Origin of the sequence: Bacteroides muris (ex Afrizal et al. 2022) (genome assembly GCF_004793475.1) — a bacterium.
Lineage (GTDB): Bacteria > Bacteroidota > Bacteroidia > Bacteroidales > Bacteroidaceae > Bacteroides > Bacteroides muris.
On the sequence record NZ_SRYZ01000026.1, the window covers coordinates 1 to 17,503 of the forward strand.

The window sequence follows — 17,503 nt, forward strand, 5'->3', positions numbered from 1 at the left end:
ATATATGCGATATTTACAAATTAAAACTAGCAAGCTGAACTTGCGAAACTTAAATTATGTTATTCTATAATTTTTATGGTTATGAAGAATTCAAGGCCCGTTTCGGACTTGAAAAGAGAGGAAATGGTGTGGCATTGTTAATCTCACGGGCATAGACAATCTTCTCACCGATTTTATGGGTCGTATTACTTTTCACCAGTTGTTTGTCACTATCCCATTTTAAAGGATCAATAGTATAACCAACCGAGAAACCGACTTCATTCTTCTTGCTGTTCCATCTTACCCGAATCATTACCTGCCCGTTCTTCATTACATAGGCTCTTGTGCTAAAATTTGTCTTTTTCATACGTTTTATTTAATTTTACCGCGAATCTAAAGAGAAGATTTTAAAAGGGAAATGGGCTGACACTACATGCATATGACTGATAGTACAAACTACTTTTCCATGGGTTTGCTTGCCTAATTCCAAGAGCGAAGATACGAAGACTAATCGGGGGGAGTAACCCCCTTTAACTACTCCCCCGATTTCTAAGAGTATATGATATTAATTGAATTTATATAGTAGATATCTTTTTATTATAGTGTTGATTATTAGTGTTTTGTAACTCTTTTGAAAATCAGATAATATCATTCAGAGACTCCTCCAGGTCCACTAATGGCAAGGAGACAGAATAATTAGGTTCATTATTAACTAAAATAAAATCCTTATGAAAAAGTTCTTTTTGCTATTTTTGTGTGGAGGAATTTTATTTTCTTGCTCAAATGAAGAAAAAATGTCCAAATTAGATGTGGATGCTCACAACGTTACAAAAGATGCGATGATTGAAGAAGATGCGTATCAACTTTATGAAGACTTGCAGTCTTCACTTGTGAAAACAAGAAGTTTGAATGCATCATACCCGGATAACTATGGAGGAAGTTATCTTGATAGCAATGGAGAGTTTGTTGTTTTAATTGTTGAAGGACAGGAAACGAAAAATTTGAATTTCGTACCAAAAGGTGCTGTTACAAAACCATGTAAATACTCATATAATGAGTTGCTTAATGTTCTTGATGTACTTACAGAGTACAAACTTTCGGACAATCGAGAAATTTATAATAACTTTTTGGTATTTTATATAGATGATAAGCAGAATAGGATAATAGTGGAACTAACAGACTTTTCTGAAAATGCGAAACAGGCATTTAGAGAAAATGTTTCAAATTCGGAAACGATAATTTTTGTTGAAGCATCTGTTAAATATGAATTACCTGTAATTCCATTTGGTAATTCTAATAGCGAAGAAATTGAGTATAAACCTTCTTGTGCAATTGAAACAAGAGCCGCAAATTATCCTTTTTTAGCAGGGGCACCTTTTGGAAATATATCAATAGGTTATAGAGCTAAAAAAGATGGCAAGATAGGATTGGTAACATGTGGACATTCGAATGCTCTTGGTAAAACATTTACAGTTAATGGTCAAACGATAGGTAAAATTACAGCGTGGATGTATAAAGGGACTGTGGATGCTTCTTTTATTGAGATAACAAATTCAGATTATGAGGGTTCTAACCAATTATATAAATACCCAGGAAGTACAGCTAGTGGTGAAATAAGTCCTGACATTAAAGAATATGGTGTCGGCTTTACTGTTAATAAAATAGGTCAGACGACTCAGCGTACTTGGGGGGAAATTTATACGACAACTGCAAGAATTAAAGATAAAGATGAAGCTATAGAATTTTATCCAATGACAGGAACGAGATATAATTCAGCAGGTGGAGATAGTGGTGGCATTGTTTATTCGTATGTAAGCTCAACAGATACACGATACACAGTGGGTATTCATAAAGGCTCTATGTTAGATGCGAGTGGTAACAAATGCTCTTTTTATGTTAAAGCCAATGATATTAAAAATGCTTTAAATGTTACACGGTACTAACCATCATCTCCTTTTATGTAGCAAATAATATCTGTAATAAAAAGAGTCAAAACCGATTTACTTGGTAGCCTCTTTCATTAATTGTTCGAGATGCTTCACGATATCGGGATGCTGTGCAGCTACATCATGTTCTTCCCTGATGTCATTCTCTAGATTATAGAGTTGCATCTGTGTATTGCCTTTCCGTGTATTCGTAATGATTCCCTTCCATTTTCCCATGCGGATTGCTTTGTTTCCGATTCTGGGATTGGGATATTCCCAATATAAGTATTCGTGTTGCTTTTGCTCTTCTTTTTTACCGAGTAATGTAGGGAGGAAACTGATACCGTCTGTCGGTGGACAAGAAATCCCTGCTATCTCAGCCAAGGTAGGCATTACATCCTGGAAAGCACAAATATGATCACTTTCCGTACCAGGTTTGATATGTCCCGGCCATGTCATGATTGCCGGAACCCGGATTCCACCCTCATGCAGGAAACATTTGCCCCATCCATATTCCGACTTGAAAAGACCGCCACTGTTGAACCAGGGCGAATCACTTCCACCGTTGAATGTGGCTCCGTTGTCGGAAGTGAAAACAATAAGTGTATTCTCATATAGATTTTCTTTTTTCAATTTTTCTATCAATCCGCCTATTTGTTCATCAAAATAGCTGATCATTGCTGCATAGGTGGCATGTGGATAACGGCAGGGCAGATAACCCGCTTTGCCTGTATAGGGTTCTTCGTCACCGAACTTTTCTACATAATACTTCACCCAACGTTCAGGAGCCTGTAGGGATACATGTGGTAGGGGAGTAGTCCACATCAGGAAGAAAGGAGTGGATTGATTGGTACTGACGAATTTTAGAAGTTCATCGAAGATTAAGTCGTTAGCATATTCTTTTTGCGTATATTTGGCATAACTGGCCGGATCATTCGGGTCAGCATTTTTGTCTAAGGGACTTCGGTGCGGGTCGGTCACCTTGTTGGATAAATAGATACGTTCTTCATTCTTATATAAAAATGGTGGATAATACGTATGTGCCTGGCGCTGGCAGTTATATCCATAAAACTGATTGAAGCCCTGCTTGCCGGGCGTTCCTTCGGATCCCGGATAACCAAGTCCCCATTTTCCGAAACATCCGGTAGCATACCCTGCCTGTTGCATCATTCGTCCGATAGTCATCGTGTTGGCTTGCAAGGGGAACTGTCCTTCCAGTTCTTTATGCACATATACGGAATCATAGTTGTTGACGGCTCCGCGTTCGGTCATTTCATTATTGAAACGGATTTGTGAGTGTCCAGAGTGCATGCCCGTCATTAATACGCAACGTGCCGGAGCTGATACAGGCGAACCGGAATAATGCTGTGTCAGTTTGATGCCTTCTTTGCATAAACGGTCGATGTTGGGTGTTTCTATTCTTTGTTGTCCGAAACACCCAATATCCCCATATCCCAGATCGTCCATTAAAATATAAATAATGTTGGGTTGTGTATGTAAAGTCTGCCCTTGTAGATAACTGCCGCATAGGGCGGAAACACCGATAAATAAGTTCCTTTTATTCATGATATTCTTTTTTTAATCCCATTTGTAATCTTGCGGCACTTCGCTTTTTAAAGCCGGCCCGAATTCATATCCTTGCTGTTCGAACCATTCTTTCTTTTGAAGCACGTGCTCATAGAAACGGGTAAAGTCCAGTGGCTCTCCCTGATACCACATCTGTTCTGCCAGTCCGATGATGCGGGGAAACAGGCGTTGGTCTATCATGCGTTCCGTCACTACGTCGTCTGTCCATAATGCGCAGCTCATGCCGAGAATCAAAGGATTCTTTTCATTGCAGGCCTTGTTTGAAGGATTGTTCAAATACAAGTCTTTCAAGTCGAACGTGCGTTCTTTTGCATATCCCCGCCACGGAGTGAGCGGGAAGTTGAGATACGTATAGTAGTTGGAGCTGCAAATGACCGGATAGTTGTGTTTGAGTGCATTGCGGAGCGCTAAGTCTTTATGTCCACGGTAGTTCCACCATTGGATGACTGTATTGTCGGGCAGCGGATATCCGTCCTGATATACGACATCTCCCCAGAAGATGGCTTTGCGTCCCTTTTGCTTCAAGTGGTTTGCCATCTGTGCAGAGAACCATAGTTGGAGGTCGTGACTGTCTTTCAGATTCAACGCTGCTATTCTCTTTTGGCAGTCTTCACATTTGTTCCAATTCCCCTTCGGTGCTTCGTCTCCTCCCAAATGGATGTAGGGGGAGGGGAATAGTTCACATACTTCGTCCAATACGTTTTTCAGGAAAGTCAGCACCTCATCTTTTCCGGCACAGAATATGTTTTGGGTGAATCCATGTTGAGGCACTTCGACGGGCAGCCCGAAGCAGCCCAACTCCGAATGGGCGGAAAGAGCAGCTTCCGCGTGTCCCGGCATATCTATCTCGGGCACGATGGTGATATTGCGCTGGCTGGCATAGCTGATTACTTCACGTATCTCTTCCTGTGTGTAGAATCCGTGTTGTTCTTCTGCCTTTCCTACCGAACCTCCTATTTGGGCAAGGCGCGGATACCGCTTGATTTCTATCCGCCATCCCAACCCTTCCGTCAGGTGCCAGTGGAAATAGTTCATTTTAAGCAGGGAAGCCATGTCGATGTACTTTTTGATGGTGGATACCCGTTGGTACTGGCGTCCGGAATCCAGCATAAAACAGCGCCATTGCATACTGGGGGAGTCGGTGATGTCGGCACAGGCAAAGGTAAGTTTCCCGGCCGGGCCCGAAACCCATTGACGCAAAGTCTGCACGGCGTAGATGAATCCTCTTTCGCCGGAGGCGGTTATGGTCATCTGTTTCGGATTGATGCTTATCTTATATCCTTCGGGCGGAAGCGACGGGTCGTTCATCCAGCAGATGTGAGCGGTCGATGCGTTGGACTGCCATTTGACGGAAGAGTTGCGGAGCACTTCGCTACGCAAAAGGCTTACGTAAAATGCGGTGGTGTCCGCAGTGTACATGGGAATGTTCTTTCGTAAGGTGAGTTTGCCTTTTTTCATTTCCACTTGGTTGGGAGAGGGAAAGACGATTTGACCGCATGTGATGGCTGCATAGGATACAAGCAGGAGAAGAATGGATAATCGGTGTTTCATACAGGTTATCTTGATAATGGTTATTTGTAGGTAAAGTTAAGAATAAACTGTCCAAAGTGGCAAACACTTTGGACAGTTTTAATTGATTAAGGTCTATTTATTAATTCTCACTTTCCCAACCGGGGTTTTGTTCGAGTTGAGGGTTTAACACTCGTTCGTTGCGTGGGATGGGGTTGAGGTAATAATAGTCGGGCCACAGATGAGTCTGTTGGGGATGGAACTCAAGATACCCTTCACTACCTCCACCGTCGATGGTGACACTGACGCCGGGGAAGTCGGATGAACGTACAAATTGTCCGAGTTTCTTTTTCAGTGCATAGTGGCATTTCTTCCATCTTCTCAGGTCGTCGAAACGGAAACCTTCGGAGAAGAGCTCGATGCGTCGCTCACGGCGAATCTCCCACAACAGGGGATTTACTTCGTAGTCGCCCGAATAATCGGAGTTTCCTTTGTCACGCTTCGGGTCGAAAGAAGCATTGATATTCGTAACAATCATCGGTGCTACATTAGCACGTGGGCGCAACTTGTTGATGGTAAGGTTGGCTACGGTCTGGTCGAATTCGCCCAATTCGCACATGGCTTCCGCATAGTTCAGCATCACTTCTTCGATGCGGAAGATAGGCATATCCGTCTCCTCATTTCGTTGGCTACCCATGTCTAAGTAGCAGCAATAGTATTTCCAGTTGTTGTATCCGAAAGCTGATTTATACCACGGCTGGTTGTTCAAGAAGAAGTCGAAGTGTGGCGAGGCTCCTAAGATACCGCCGATATATCCTTGACGGAACGGTAACGTTTTCTGCCGCTCTTTGGAAGTGCCGTATCCTATTCCTATACGCGTGCTGAGGCTGTCGATGAAACTTCTGTCTTTAGGATTGTCGGTAAATTCCCATTTGTTGTCCCATGCGTCGTTCGATTTGCTACGGTCTACGGTGTAAGGCGGAGTGACGTGCAGCCATAGACGGTGGTCGCGGTTGCTGAATTCATCGTACAGGTCTTCATCGCCTTTAAACAGAACGCTTGTCCAGCGTGGCTTACCATCCGAGCAAAGATAGCTGTCTACCAAATCACGGGTAGGATTGTAGAACGATGTGGCAGTGGTTCCGCCGATACTTACAGCGTGTACCACACCGACGGTGTTCGAGTACTCTCTGTATAAAATTACACCTGGAACGTCTTTCAGTTCCAGTGAGCAGAATAAGTCGTCATAGCAGTCGGCTACGTTGGGATACTTCTCTATCAGTTCGGCAGATACCCGCTTGCATTCTCGCAGGTAGGTTTCAGCATTACCCAAACCGTGGTATTTACGCCATGTACCTTCAAACAGACAGAAACGCGACAACAGTGCTTGCACGCAGGCTTTGTTGATGGTATTTGCCCCTTCGCCGTCTACATTGATATCCCTTTCGGCATCTTTCAAATCGTTCAGGATATGTTCGGCTATTTCATCTCTCGATGCTCTCGGGCCTTCGATTAATTCCGTCTCATCATCGCTCAATACGTGGTCAATCCAGGGCACACCGCCATAGGCCGACAGGAGAGAGAAGTAGCGGTAACTGCGGAAGAAATATCCCACAGAACGCCAGTGTTTTTTCTCCGTATCCGTCATATCGCTGCCTTCGATGCGGTCGAGCATTAAGTTCACACGGCGGATATAGCTGTAGTAACTCCATACAGTATTGTCTTTTGTGTCGGGAATAGTCACTAACTTCCGAATCCAGTTACTTTCGCTCGAACCTCTTGTCTGGTTGTACGAGATGTCGTCCGTAGAGTTTTCCGAACCGTATCCCAATGAAGGCAAGGTTTCGTACAGTCCCCAGGCGTAAGCCTTGAAGTTGTCGTATGTTTTAAAAGCTGTTTCGGCGGTCGGGTCTCCCAAAGGATACCTTTCCAGGAAATCATTATTAAGACAGCCGGTTAATAAAACCGTACATATCAGATATAAATATTTTCTCATAATGCATGGGTTATTAGAATGTAACATTGATACCAAGAGAGAATTTTCTCATAAACGGATATTCCCAAATGCCTTTTTGCAACATATCGGTTTCCAATCCTTCGGGCAAGTGGTCCCAAGTATAGAGATTTTCTCCACTGAAGAATACTTTCATTTCATCAAAATAGATGCGTTGCGACCACGTTTTGGGCAGCGTGTACGAAAGTGTGATATTCTGTAATTTCAAGTAAGATGCATCTGCCAGATACTTGGTTTGTTTCCAACGGTTGTAGGAGGTATTTACTGCATCGTTGGCATATACGCGCGGAAAGTGTGCGTTCGTGTTTTCGGGTGTCCAGAAGTCGAGCGTTTCTTTAAACAAGCTACCCCAGTTTCCGGTAGGCCATGCAATCTGGTCGGTACGCCAGTAATCGCGTTTGCCCACACCGCGTAGGAAAATAGACAAGTCAAATCCTTTCCAGCTTATTCCTGCGGTGATACCGTAGTGGAAGCGCGGTGTTGAGTTACCGATGATGCGTTGGTCACCTGGGTTGTCTGCCGTTCCCCGTCCACTCCAGATGGTTTCTGTATCATCGTCGAAGTTTTTGTATAGGATATCTCCTGGATACACTTTTCCGGCTCCTTGCGGTTTAGGAATACCGGCTTTCAATGTTCCGTCTTCGTTGAAGTCGTCTACGGTGTAGAAACGGTCGGTGACGTATCCCCATATTTCTCCCATTTTCATACCTTTACGATAAATGTTGTCACCCAACAGGTTGGTTTCGTTGTTGTACTTCGTAATCTCGCTTTGTGAGTCGTATAGGTTGAAGCCAATCCGGTAACTCCAGTCTTTGTTGATGCGGTCTCTCCAGTTCAATTCCAATTCCCAACCATAGGTTTTCAGGTCGGCGGCATTCTGTTTGGCGGCAGTAGCACCGATTACCCACGGAAAGTCCATACCGGGAGCCAACATTCCTTTGGTGTCGCGGCGATACCAGTCGAAAGTACCGTTCAGGCGGTTATTGAAGAATCCGAAGTCGACACCGAAGTCCAGTGTATATACTTTCTCCCATGAGAAATTGTTGCTTACCATTACAGGAACTGCCAATGTAGTGGCTTTCTGTCCGTCTACTAACCATTCTGTGAGATAAGGCGCCATGGAAGGAATGTACGGATAATTGTCGGGGGTATTGTTAGGCTTCAGGATAATTTGGTTTCCGATAGAACCCCACGAAGCGCGCAGTTTCAGGTTGGAAAGAATGTCTCTTGTTTTTTCCATAAATGGTTCTTCAGAGATTCTCCATCCGGCTGAGAAAGATGGGAAGAATCCGAAACGGTTCTTCTTCGGGAAACGGGAAGTTCCGTCGTAACGTCCGTTGGTTTCCAGCATATATTTGCCGGCATATGCATAATTGACACGGTAGAACAAACCTCTGATGGCATATTCGTCAAAGCTATCGCTGACAGAAGCCGTACCGGTCGAGCCTGAAAGAGAAGGCAGATTTTCCAACAATACGTCCGTACGTTGCGACCATTGGGACTCCTTGTGGCTCTCTTCCTGGTTATATCCTCCCATGATGGCAATGTCGTGTTTGCCTATGGAGAAGTCGTAATTGGCAAATACGTTGATGGCATTGTAGTTGGTGGTTCCTTGTGTCAGGGCATAACTAGAGTTTTCCACATTGTTCAGGACTCCCGTAAAGTTGAAACCGATGTATCGGTATTTGTTGATATACATCCGGTTGTATTCGGTAGTGCGGTTAAATGTATATTCACCCGTTATTTTCAATCCTTTTAACGGAGATATGATAACACGGCCCAATGTGCGCAGGTCGTTTTTCTTGATAACTCTCGGTTCGCCATAACGTACATAAGTAGCCGATGTTTCGGCCGGATATACTACACCGTCTTGTTCATACGGCAGGATGTTATGGTAAGATGGCAAAGCCATCGCACTTCCCCACACACCGTTGCGGCCGCCTTGCTCTACTTTATTTTGAGTAGAGTTGGCATATCTGATATCCAACTGAGTGGTAAGCCATTTGTTGACATCCACGCTGAGGAAGCTGGACATATTGATACGGTCAAACTTGTCTTTGTCTGTTATCAAAATTCCGTCTTCACCGGTATATCCTAAACTTAAGCGGTAATTGGTGCGTTCGCTACCTCCCGATACGGAGAAACTGTGGTTCTGCATGAAGCCGAATTCTTCCATCATGTCGGCAAACATATCGTTTTCCCGCATTAAAAACAAATTGCCTTTGTCGTCAAATATATAACCGTTAGGATATTTGGAAGGGTCGCTTTGGTAGTCGCGTATGTATGATTCCCACTGGGTGATGTTTTTTCCGTCCACATACGTGTCATTCGCCCATCCCATCTCCTTGTAGGCCAATACCGACTCCAATGGACTGGCTTTTTGCGGCAACTCCAATGCTTTCGAGAAGGAGAAGTTGTTATTATAGTTGAATTTGGGAGCCATATCTTTTTTACCTTGTTTTGTCGTTATCAAGATAACACCGAAAGCGGCACGCGCTCCATAGATAGCTGCCGAAGCGGCATCTTTCAGGATAGATACGGTTTCAATATCTTGTGGGTCAATCATATTGATATCCATCGGTACGTTGTTGACCAGCACCAAGGGCTCACCTCCGTTGATGGAAGTTGTTCCACGGATATTATATGTCATATTATCGCCGGGAGCACCTGTGGCCGATTCAATTTTCAAACCAGGCACAACACCTTGCAAAGCTGCCGATACATTGGTTATAGGACGGTCACCTAAGGATTCCTTAACGTTTACGGCTCCTACGGCTCCGGTCATATTCACTTTTTTCTGTGTACCGAATCCGATAACTACAACTTCCTCCATTATTTGTGTGTCTTCCTGCAACTGTATGTTGAAGGATGTCTGGTTTTTCACAGGAACTTCTTGTGTGGTGTATCCGATATAAGTGATTCGGAGTTTACCATTTGCCGGAACTTCCAATGAGAATTCTCCGTTGAAGTTGGTAATAGTAGCTTGCTTGCTACCCTCTACAAGAACGTTGGCACCAATCAAAGGCTCGCCTTGCATATCTGTGACGATCCCCCTTATTTTTATATTCTGTTGAGTTGTATTATTGGAAGGCATTTCCGCTTTTGTCGGAACAGGGACTATGATGATATGTTTCCCTTCCGGTCTGTAAGTGAATCCGGTTCCTTTTAATATCGAGTCCAGAACAGAAGAAACTGTTTCTTTGGTGAAATTGACGGTTACCTTTTGTTTGACGTCCAGTTTCGTCTGATTATAAGCAATACTTAAATCTGTCTGGGCTTCAATACTTTCAAATACTTTTAATAGAGATTGGTTTTTCATAGATACCGTTATTTGCTGTTTTTGCCCGAAGGCTGTGTTATAAAAACATAAAGCAAATAACAATATATAAATTTTATGAATTTTTACGGGGTAATTCTTACCCGATAACTTATAAAGTTTCATACTTTTGTGAGTTAATCATTAATACTAATTTAAGTGTATGCTACAAATTGAATCAAGTAATTTTGATTGATTTAGGGGAGTTGGTATCCGCGAAGTACCGGCTTCCTTTTTTTTGCCTATCTGCCTCCTTTCTTGTTTTGAGGTGAATAAATTAAAAGCACGTTCTCGTCCTCTACTTTATAATCGATGCTTCCTATCGTTTTTGTTACAATATTCATGATATCTTTGATAGGAACTTTATGTTTGAATTTAATCGTATATACATCCGTAGTGGCTAGATGTGGAGGAACGATGATATGTATATTATATATTCTTTCTATTGTAGTGAAAATGTCTTTGAGAGTCATTCCGGCAAAGTTTAATTCACCTTTGGTCTAACCGGAGTATAAGGAAGCGTCAATGATTTTTTTATTGAATTCTCCGGTTGGATTCTCATATTCGAGTTGCTCATCGGGTGACAGAGTAATGATGTCCTCATCGTTCGATTTCTGAACAACAATTGAGCCTGATTCAAGAGTAGCGATTGTTTTTTTATCTTCCGGATAGGCGTGTACGTTGAACTTGGTTCCCAAAACTTTAACTTTCAGATGGCTGGTCTTGACAATGAATGGATGTTGGCTATCTTTCTTTACATCGAAATTTGCTTCTCCCATCAGATATACGGAACGCATGTCATTAGCAAATTTCTGTGGATATATTAACAATGTCCCTGAATTGAGATGCGCTATGGAACCGTCGGGCAAAGTGATTTGCCTCTGTTCTCCCTTAGGCACAAAGTATTCTACCAATTCTACAGGTTTTTCGTCGGGTTGTATATACAAGTAAGCTATCCATATGGACAGCAGGGGGATGAGTAATGCTGCCGCTACTTGTCCCCATTTGCGCAACGTATAAGAAATGGCTGTTTTTTGTGAATGCGGCAACTTCTTGCGGAAATTCTGATAAGAGCATATGGTGCTTGCATCGGTTTTGAATTCTTGTTCTTCCCATACCTGCATCATTGCTTCTTCCTTCTCGTCCTGTTCTGCGGAGTCAATGAGCCATCTCCACATCTTTTCCTTAAGTTCGGGACTGAACTTGTCGGAAATAAAATTTTTAATTATTTTATAGGTATTCGACATATTAATGTTTTTATGGTGATGGTTTCTTATATAAGATACGTAACTGGTCAACTACGCACGGTCTGAATTCATATTTTTTTTAGAAAAATAGAATAAAGGCAATAAATAGCACTTTCCGTATGTCTGTGAGGGCTTGTGAAAGATGGTTCTCGACAGTCCGTTTATTGATGCCTAACGTTTGGGCTATTTCATCGCTGCTCATTCCTGATTCCCGGCTCATCTTATATATTTTCTTCCGTTGCGGAGGCATTTTTTCCACAACCATTGCTACCAGTAGTTCGAGTTCCCTAAGTTGTATCTTGTCGTCAGTTTCGTTGTTTTCCGGTGTGGAAACAACCTTTTCGGCTTGTTTTTGCTGGTAGTTTTTGAATAGTAACGCACGTTCGATATGCCGGTATGCCGCATTTTTGCAGACACGGAAAAGATAAGATTTGAAGTTGTTGATTGTATTGAGGGATGAGCGGTTGCCCCATAGCATTAGAAATATATCCTGCGATATATCTTCCGCTTCTTCCGGTGATTGTAATAATCCGGTGATAAATCCTTTGACTTGTGGGTAATAGTGCAGGAAGAAAATTTCAAAAGCCTTTTCGTTTCCTTTACTGATAGCCTCTAAAAGTTGTTTTTCATTAAAAGGTTGCATGCAGTTGAGATTGGGTGAATACTATCAATTGTGCAAAAATAACCCGTTGGCGGAATTAAATTGATAAAAGATTTATGTATAAAAAATTGTGCATATTGTTGATATTTGGTAAATTAAAGGTGACCAAACTTTTAATAGACAAATATCGTATGCACAACCTATATGCAATATTCGCAAAATTTCTGAACATATGCAAGCAAGTAGCCGTTAATTAAGTCAGTGAATCAGGGAATGTGCCAAGAAGAGGAGTAGTTTCCAGATTCTCAGACATTGAAATAGTGGCATTGAATATGGCGTCAGAAGCTGTTGGTATTGACAGTGAGTCATTGTTGTTTGCACAGTTACAAGAATATAAGATTGAAATTCCCAATCTTATATCCCGCAGACAATACACGATACAATGACAGACGTAAAATCACTTCATCCCTCTGCAATACAATCCGGGAAAGAATGGCCGCGGAAATGGATGGAGGCGAAAATTGTTTCTGCATTGACTCGAAGCCGATAGAGGTATGTCGTTTTTTCCGTTCCAAGCGTTGCGGTATGGGGAAGAAGGATTTTGAGAAAGCACCGGGGTAGGATACTGTGCGTCATAAGGAGCGTATTATTGCGGATATAAATTCCATGCATTCTGTGGATTAAGTGGAGTCATCCATTCCTTTGACCTCACCAAGGCAAGTGTACATGACATTCATTATCTGAAGGATGTGAAGGTGGACTATAGTAATCCGGTTTTTGCAAAAGCTAGAAAAAGAATTGAAATCCTATTTTCGCAGTTGTGTGACCGGTTTATGATTATAAGGAATTATGCGAAAGATACAGACGGATTGTTTACCCGGATTGTCGGGAAGATTAGCGCACTTACAATCCTGCAATATATTAACTGTAAAAATGGAAGCCCCATTGGCAGAGTCAAATATGTGCTAATTTAATTCCGCCAACGGGTTTTGATATATATTATACTGATATTGGGTCGGGAATATAGCGCAGGCATACCTTTTAAAGATAGAGAAGAACACGAATGACTGCATGGATTTTTGTTTTTAACTAAGCATTCCGGTTGGCTTCTGCTGCACAGTCCGGACAAATGCCTTTCAGTACATAGTTGATGCTGTTCAGCGTAAATCCTTGAGGCAGTTTCACCACCGGAGTGGGGCTGTTGGTGAAGCAGAAGGTTTTGTTGCATTTCTCGCAATGGAAATGGGTGTGCAGGTCGCTTACGGCGCAAGAGCAACTGTCGCTGCACACGGCATACTTGAAGGAGCCCGTCCCGTCATCTATACTGTGTATCAGATGATGGGAGAGGAATAGGGTAAGGGTACGGAAGATGGTGGATTTGTCTACCGTATCCAGCATGGTTTCAAGGTCGAGCAATGAGACGGAACAGCCTGCCTGCATCATGGTGCGCAATATCAGGATGCGGATAGCGGTGGGTTGTATTTCTCTTTTTGCCAATAGGTCCAAATATTTCTTTTCTTCCATTTTTTCTATTTAATAAGTTTCTGTATGCGTATGGCGTTCACTATCGCAATGAGGGCGACGCCTACGTCGGCAAAGACAGCTTCCCAAAGTGTGGCGATTCCACCGGCACCGAGGATGAGGACAAGCAGCTTCACTCCGAAAGCCAGCGAGATGTTCTGCCAGACAATCCGGCGGGTTTGCTTGCCTGCACGAATGGCGGTGGCCACTCTCGAAGGCTGGTCTGTCTGTATCACTACATCGGCGGTTTCGATGGCGGCATCGCTGCCAAGTCCGCCCATGGCAATGCCCACATGGCTAAGAGCAAGAACTGGGGCATCATTGATGCCGTCGCCCACAAAGGCTATCCGGTTGGCAGGGTTGTTGCGAAGTGCTTCGATGTGCTTCACTTTTCCGTCCGGCAGCAGGTCTCCGTATGCCTGGGTGATGCCTAGCTTTTCTGCAAAGTTAGTAACAATGGCTTGTTTGTCTCCCGATAATATCTGAATATTATTGATATTTAAAGCTTTTAATTCTTTGACAGCGTTGACGGCGTCTTCTTTTAATGTATCTGATAATAACAGATAACCGACATATTTTGTTCCGATGGCGCAGACCACAATCGTATCGACAATTGATGACAATTCATCAGGATATTCTATCCCGAATTTAGTCAGCAGGCGTGTGTTGCCTACCAGGACGCGCGTTCCATCCATAATGGTTTGCAGTCCGTGGCCGGCAATTTCCATAACGTCCGTTGTGGCAATCAGCTCTATATTTCTTTGTTTGGCATAGCTTGCGATGGCTTTGGCTACGGGGTGCGTACTGTTTCGCTCTGCCGAGGCGGCAAGCTGTATCAACTTCTCTTCCGTAATTCCCGGTTGTGTCTGGCAGGATTGTACATCGAAGGTGCCTTTGGTCAGCGTACCCGTCTTGTCGAATACCACCGTGTTGACTTGGGTGATGGCATCGAGGTAGTTGCCGCCTTTGAAGAGTACGCCAAGGCGGGAGGCGGCGCCGATTCCTCCGAAGTAGCCTAACGGAATACTTACGACGAGGGCGCACGGGCAGGAGATAACTAGAAAGACCAATGCCCTATATAGCCAGTCATTGAGGATGAACGAGAATTGTGTATTTGCCAGCGAATAGAAGAAGGGGAACAGTACAATTAACGTCGCCAGTCCGGTGACGGCGGGTGTGTAGATACGGGCAAACTTACGAATGAAAAGTTCTGCCGGTGCTTTGCGCTCGGCAGCATTCTGCACCAGTTCCAATATGCGGGAAAGAGCACTTTTCTCGAAGGGTCTGGCGACTTGGATGCGTACGACCTTGTCGGTCGCAATCATTCCGGCAAGCACTTCTTCGTCCTGGCGGATGTTGCGGGGAACACTTTCTCCCGTCAGTGCGGAGGTGTTGAAGGCGGCAACTTCGTCCAGCATCGTTCCGTCTAGGGGGACGCGCTCTCCGGCTTTTACTTCGATGGTTTCGCCTACCTGTACGCGTTGGGGAGCTTCGACAAGCGTACTGCCGTTTCTGATGACCGTTGCCGTTTCGGGACGTACGTCGAGCAGGGCGCTGATGTTACGCTTGGCTTTGTCTACGGCTTTGTCCTGAAAGAGCTCTCCCAAGGAGTAGAAGAGCATGACGGCAACGCCTTCGGGATATTCGCCTATATAGAAGGCGCCGAGGGTGGCGATGGACATAAGGGTGAATTCGCTGAACACGTCCTTTTGCAGGATGCTTTCCCAGGCTTCCCTCATTACTGGGAGGCCTACGGGGAAGTAGGCGAGTAGGTACCATATCAAAGATACATATTCTCCCTTGAAGAAGGTAGCGTCAGTAGCATTCAGGATGATACCTCCGAAAAGTAATAGAGCGGAAAGGATGATTCTCCAATAATCTTTCAGCAGACTGTTTCTTTTTTCTTGTATTACTGTATGTTCATGTGTGCAGCAGCATTTGCAACTCATTTTGTTTCCTCCTGTTTTAATTTTCTGTTGCAAAGGTAGCGTAAAGGGGATGCAACTTGGTTGCAAAATGAAAATGGTCAGTCTGCTGAATGTCTTGGCTTTTAGCTATCCGGCTGTTGGCTTGGATTACTCGGTTGCATGGATTTTTGCAGATTTCTTTTTGAAACCTGAATTCATTTATGTTTATCGGCAGATACTTTGCACAAGAAAATGGTGTATATTTGCACCGGGAGTTGGAAGATGATGAACGAGCGTAAAATCATACATATTGATATGGATGCGTTCTACGCCTCTGTAGAACAGCGCGATAATCCTGTACTGCGGGGCAAGCCCATAGCTGTGGGTTACGCAGAGGAGCGGGGAGTGGTGGCGGCAGCCAGTTACGAGGCACGTCGTTTCGGGGTGCGTTCTGCCATGTCGTCGCTGAAGGCAAAGCGGCTGTGTCCCCAACTAATCTTTATTCCGGGACGGATGGAAGTCTACAAATCCGTTTCCTGTCAGATACACGAAATTTTCCATGAATATACGGATATCATCGAGCCCATCTCGCTGGACGAAGCTTTTCTGGATGTGACGGAGAACAAGCCGTGCATTCCGTTGGCTGTGGACATTGCGAAGGAGATAAAGCAGAAGGTGCGGGAGAGATTGAATCTGGTGGCTTCAGCCGGCATATCCTATAATAAGTTTCTTGCCAAGATAGCCTCGGACTACCGCAAGCCGGACGGGCTTTGTACCATCCATCCTGCTCAGGCATTGGACTTTGTTGCCCGGCTGCCCATTGAAAGCTTTTGGGGAGTGGGACCGGTAACGGCAAAGAAGATGCACTCTTTGGGGATTCACAATGGGGAGCAGCTGCGCATGCAGTCTTTGGAGATGCTGACGCGCGAGTTTGGCAAAGTGGGGACAATCTATTATGATTTTGCCCGTGGCATCGATTCCCGTCCGGTAGAGGCTGTCCGCATTCGCAAGTCTGTGGGGTGTGAACATACTTTAGAGAAGGACATCAGTAAGCGTTCATCCGTCATTATAGAGTTGTACCATATTGTTGTAGAGTTGGTGAACAGGCTGGAACATATCGGTTTTCATGGGAATACGTTGACGCTGAAGATAAAGTTTCATGATTTCAGTCAGATAACTCGTAGCATTACTCAAGGAAGAGGGCTGATGTCTATTGATGTCATTTTGCCTTTATCCAAACAGTTGTTGCAGGAAGTTGATTATGAGCACCGTCCCATTCGTTTGATAGGGATTTCCGTTTCCAATCCCCGTGAAGAGAGTGAGGAAAAAGGTGTCTGGGAACAGCTTAGTTTCGAGTTTAGTGACTGGGAGGTGAATCATTGGAAGAAATAATCGTATATTTGCATTACATTGTCTATTAGTAGGAGAATTAATCTGGAGTTAGAATAACTCCTTAAACAGATAGGGCGTATGGGCTGTTTTATGAATATTTTATGGCTATTGTTTGGAGGTATTCTCACGGCAGTGGAGTATCTCATAGCTAGTTTGTTGATGATGATAACCATCATCGGCATTCCTTTCGGCATGCAAACCCTGAAGATGGCTGCACTTGCTTTGTGGCCTTTCGGCAAGGAGGTGCGTAGTGGTGAGCGCTCCGGTGGTTGTCTTTATGTGCTGATGAATATTCTTTGGATATTTTTGGGTGGCATTTGGATCAGTCTTTCTCATTTGGGGTTTGGGCTGTTGCTGTGCATTACTATTATCGGTATTCCGTTTGGCTTGCAGCATTTTAAACTGGCCGGATTGGCATTGACTCCTTTTGGGAAGGATATTGTAGAGGCTTGAATGATTCAAATGCTGGAGCCGGAGAGTGTTCTGGGGCTTTACTTCCTGTAAA

The 17,503-nt window shown here is 44.0% G+C and carries 12 protein-coding genes and 2 pseudogenes; 4 read left to right on the forward strand and 10 right to left on the reverse strand.

The features are described from left to right. Positions 1-79: 79 nt before the first annotated feature. Positions 80-346 (reverse strand): hypothetical protein, encoded by a 267-nt coding sequence (locus tag E5355_RS11740; protein ID WP_246866939.1) that lies wholly within the window; start codon positions 344-346, stop codon positions 80-82. Between the two features lie 361 nt (positions 347-707). Here E5355_RS11740 and E5355_RS11745 point away from each other — a divergent pair, with 361 nt between their 5' ends. Continuing rightward, positions 708-1,922, forward strand: coding sequence for a hypothetical protein (locus E5355_RS11745; RefSeq protein ID WP_136010539.1), 1,215 nt, complete (start codon positions 708-710; stop codon positions 1,920-1,922). A 57-nt stretch (positions 1,923-1,979) separates the two neighbouring features. Here E5355_RS11745 and E5355_RS11750 read toward each other — a convergent pair whose 3' ends face one another. The 7 genes and pseudogenes from E5355_RS11750 to E5355_RS11775 all read right to left on the reverse strand — a co-directional run bounded on the left by E5355_RS11750 (position 1,980) and on the right by E5355_RS11775 (position 12,220). Continuing rightward, positions 1,980-3,470, reverse strand: coding sequence for an arylsulfatase (locus E5355_RS11750; RefSeq protein WP_136010540.1), 1,491 nt, complete (start codon positions 3,468-3,470; stop codon positions 1,980-1,982). A 12-nt stretch (positions 3,471-3,482) separates the two neighbouring features. Next, positions 3,483-5,042, reverse strand: coding sequence for a beta-N-acetylhexosaminidase (locus tag E5355_RS11755; RefSeq protein WP_136010541.1), 1,560 nt, complete (start codon positions 5,040-5,042; stop codon positions 3,483-3,485). A gap of 100 nt (positions 5,043-5,142) precedes the next feature. Beyond that, complete coding sequence (locus E5355_RS11760) at positions 5,143-6,996, reverse strand: RagB/SusD family nutrient uptake outer membrane protein (protein ID WP_136010542.1); 1,854 nt, start codon at positions 6,994-6,996, stop codon at positions 5,143-5,145. A gap of 13 nt (positions 6,997-7,009) precedes the next feature. Continuing rightward, positions 7,010-10,456, reverse strand: coding sequence for a TonB-dependent receptor (locus tag E5355_RS11765; RefSeq protein ID WP_136010543.1), 3,447 nt, complete (start codon positions 10,454-10,456; stop codon positions 7,010-7,012). 116 nt (positions 10,457-10,572) lie between these two features. Continuing rightward, positions 10,573-10,806, reverse strand: a pseudogene (locus tag E5355_RS19910) (DUF4974 domain-containing protein); the annotation flags it as partial. Positions 10,807-10,830: 24 nt separating this feature from the next. After that, positions 10,831-11,577, reverse strand: coding sequence for a FecR family protein (locus tag E5355_RS11770; RefSeq protein ID WP_246866941.1), 747 nt, complete (start codon positions 11,575-11,577; stop codon positions 10,831-10,833). A gap of 79 nt (positions 11,578-11,656) precedes the next feature. Then, positions 11,657-12,220, reverse strand: coding sequence for an RNA polymerase sigma-70 factor (locus E5355_RS11775; RefSeq protein WP_136010544.1), 564 nt, complete (start codon positions 12,218-12,220; stop codon positions 11,657-11,659). Between the two features lie 74 nt (positions 12,221-12,294). On the opposite strand from E5355_RS11775, the pseudogene E5355_RS11780 reads away from it, so the two are divergent. Further along, a pseudogene (locus E5355_RS11780) lies at positions 12,295-13,152 on the forward strand (transposase). A gap of 115 nt (positions 13,153-13,267) precedes the next feature. Here the strand turns inward: E5355_RS11780 and E5355_RS11785 are convergent. Both E5355_RS11785 and E5355_RS11790 read right to left on the reverse strand, forming a co-directional pair. Next, positions 13,268-13,702, reverse strand: a complete 435-nt coding sequence (locus E5355_RS11785) for a Fur family transcriptional regulator (protein ID WP_136010545.1) — start codon at positions 13,700-13,702, stop codon at positions 13,268-13,270. 5 nt (positions 13,703-13,707) lie between these two features. Next, positions 13,708-15,648 (reverse strand): heavy metal translocating P-type ATPase, encoded by a 1,941-nt coding sequence (locus E5355_RS11790; RefSeq protein WP_136010546.1) that lies wholly within the window; start codon positions 15,646-15,648, stop codon positions 13,708-13,710. Between the two features lie 243 nt (positions 15,649-15,891). On the opposite strand from E5355_RS11790, the gene dinB reads away from it, so the two are divergent. Together dinB and E5355_RS11800 are read left to right on the forward strand one after the other, a co-directional pair. Beyond that, on the forward strand, positions 15,892-16,998 hold the full coding sequence (gene dinB / locus E5355_RS11795; protein WP_136010568.1) for a DNA polymerase IV: 1,107 nt from the start codon (positions 15,892-15,894) through the stop codon (positions 16,996-16,998). A gap of 78 nt (positions 16,999-17,076) precedes the next feature. Beyond that, the gene (locus E5355_RS11800; RefSeq protein ID WP_136010547.1) at positions 17,077-17,451 is read left to right on the forward strand and encodes a YccF domain-containing protein; all 375 of its coding nucleotides are present in this window, start codon (positions 17,077-17,079) and stop codon (positions 17,449-17,451) included. The last annotated feature ends 52 nt before the right edge of the window (positions 17,452-17,503 follow it).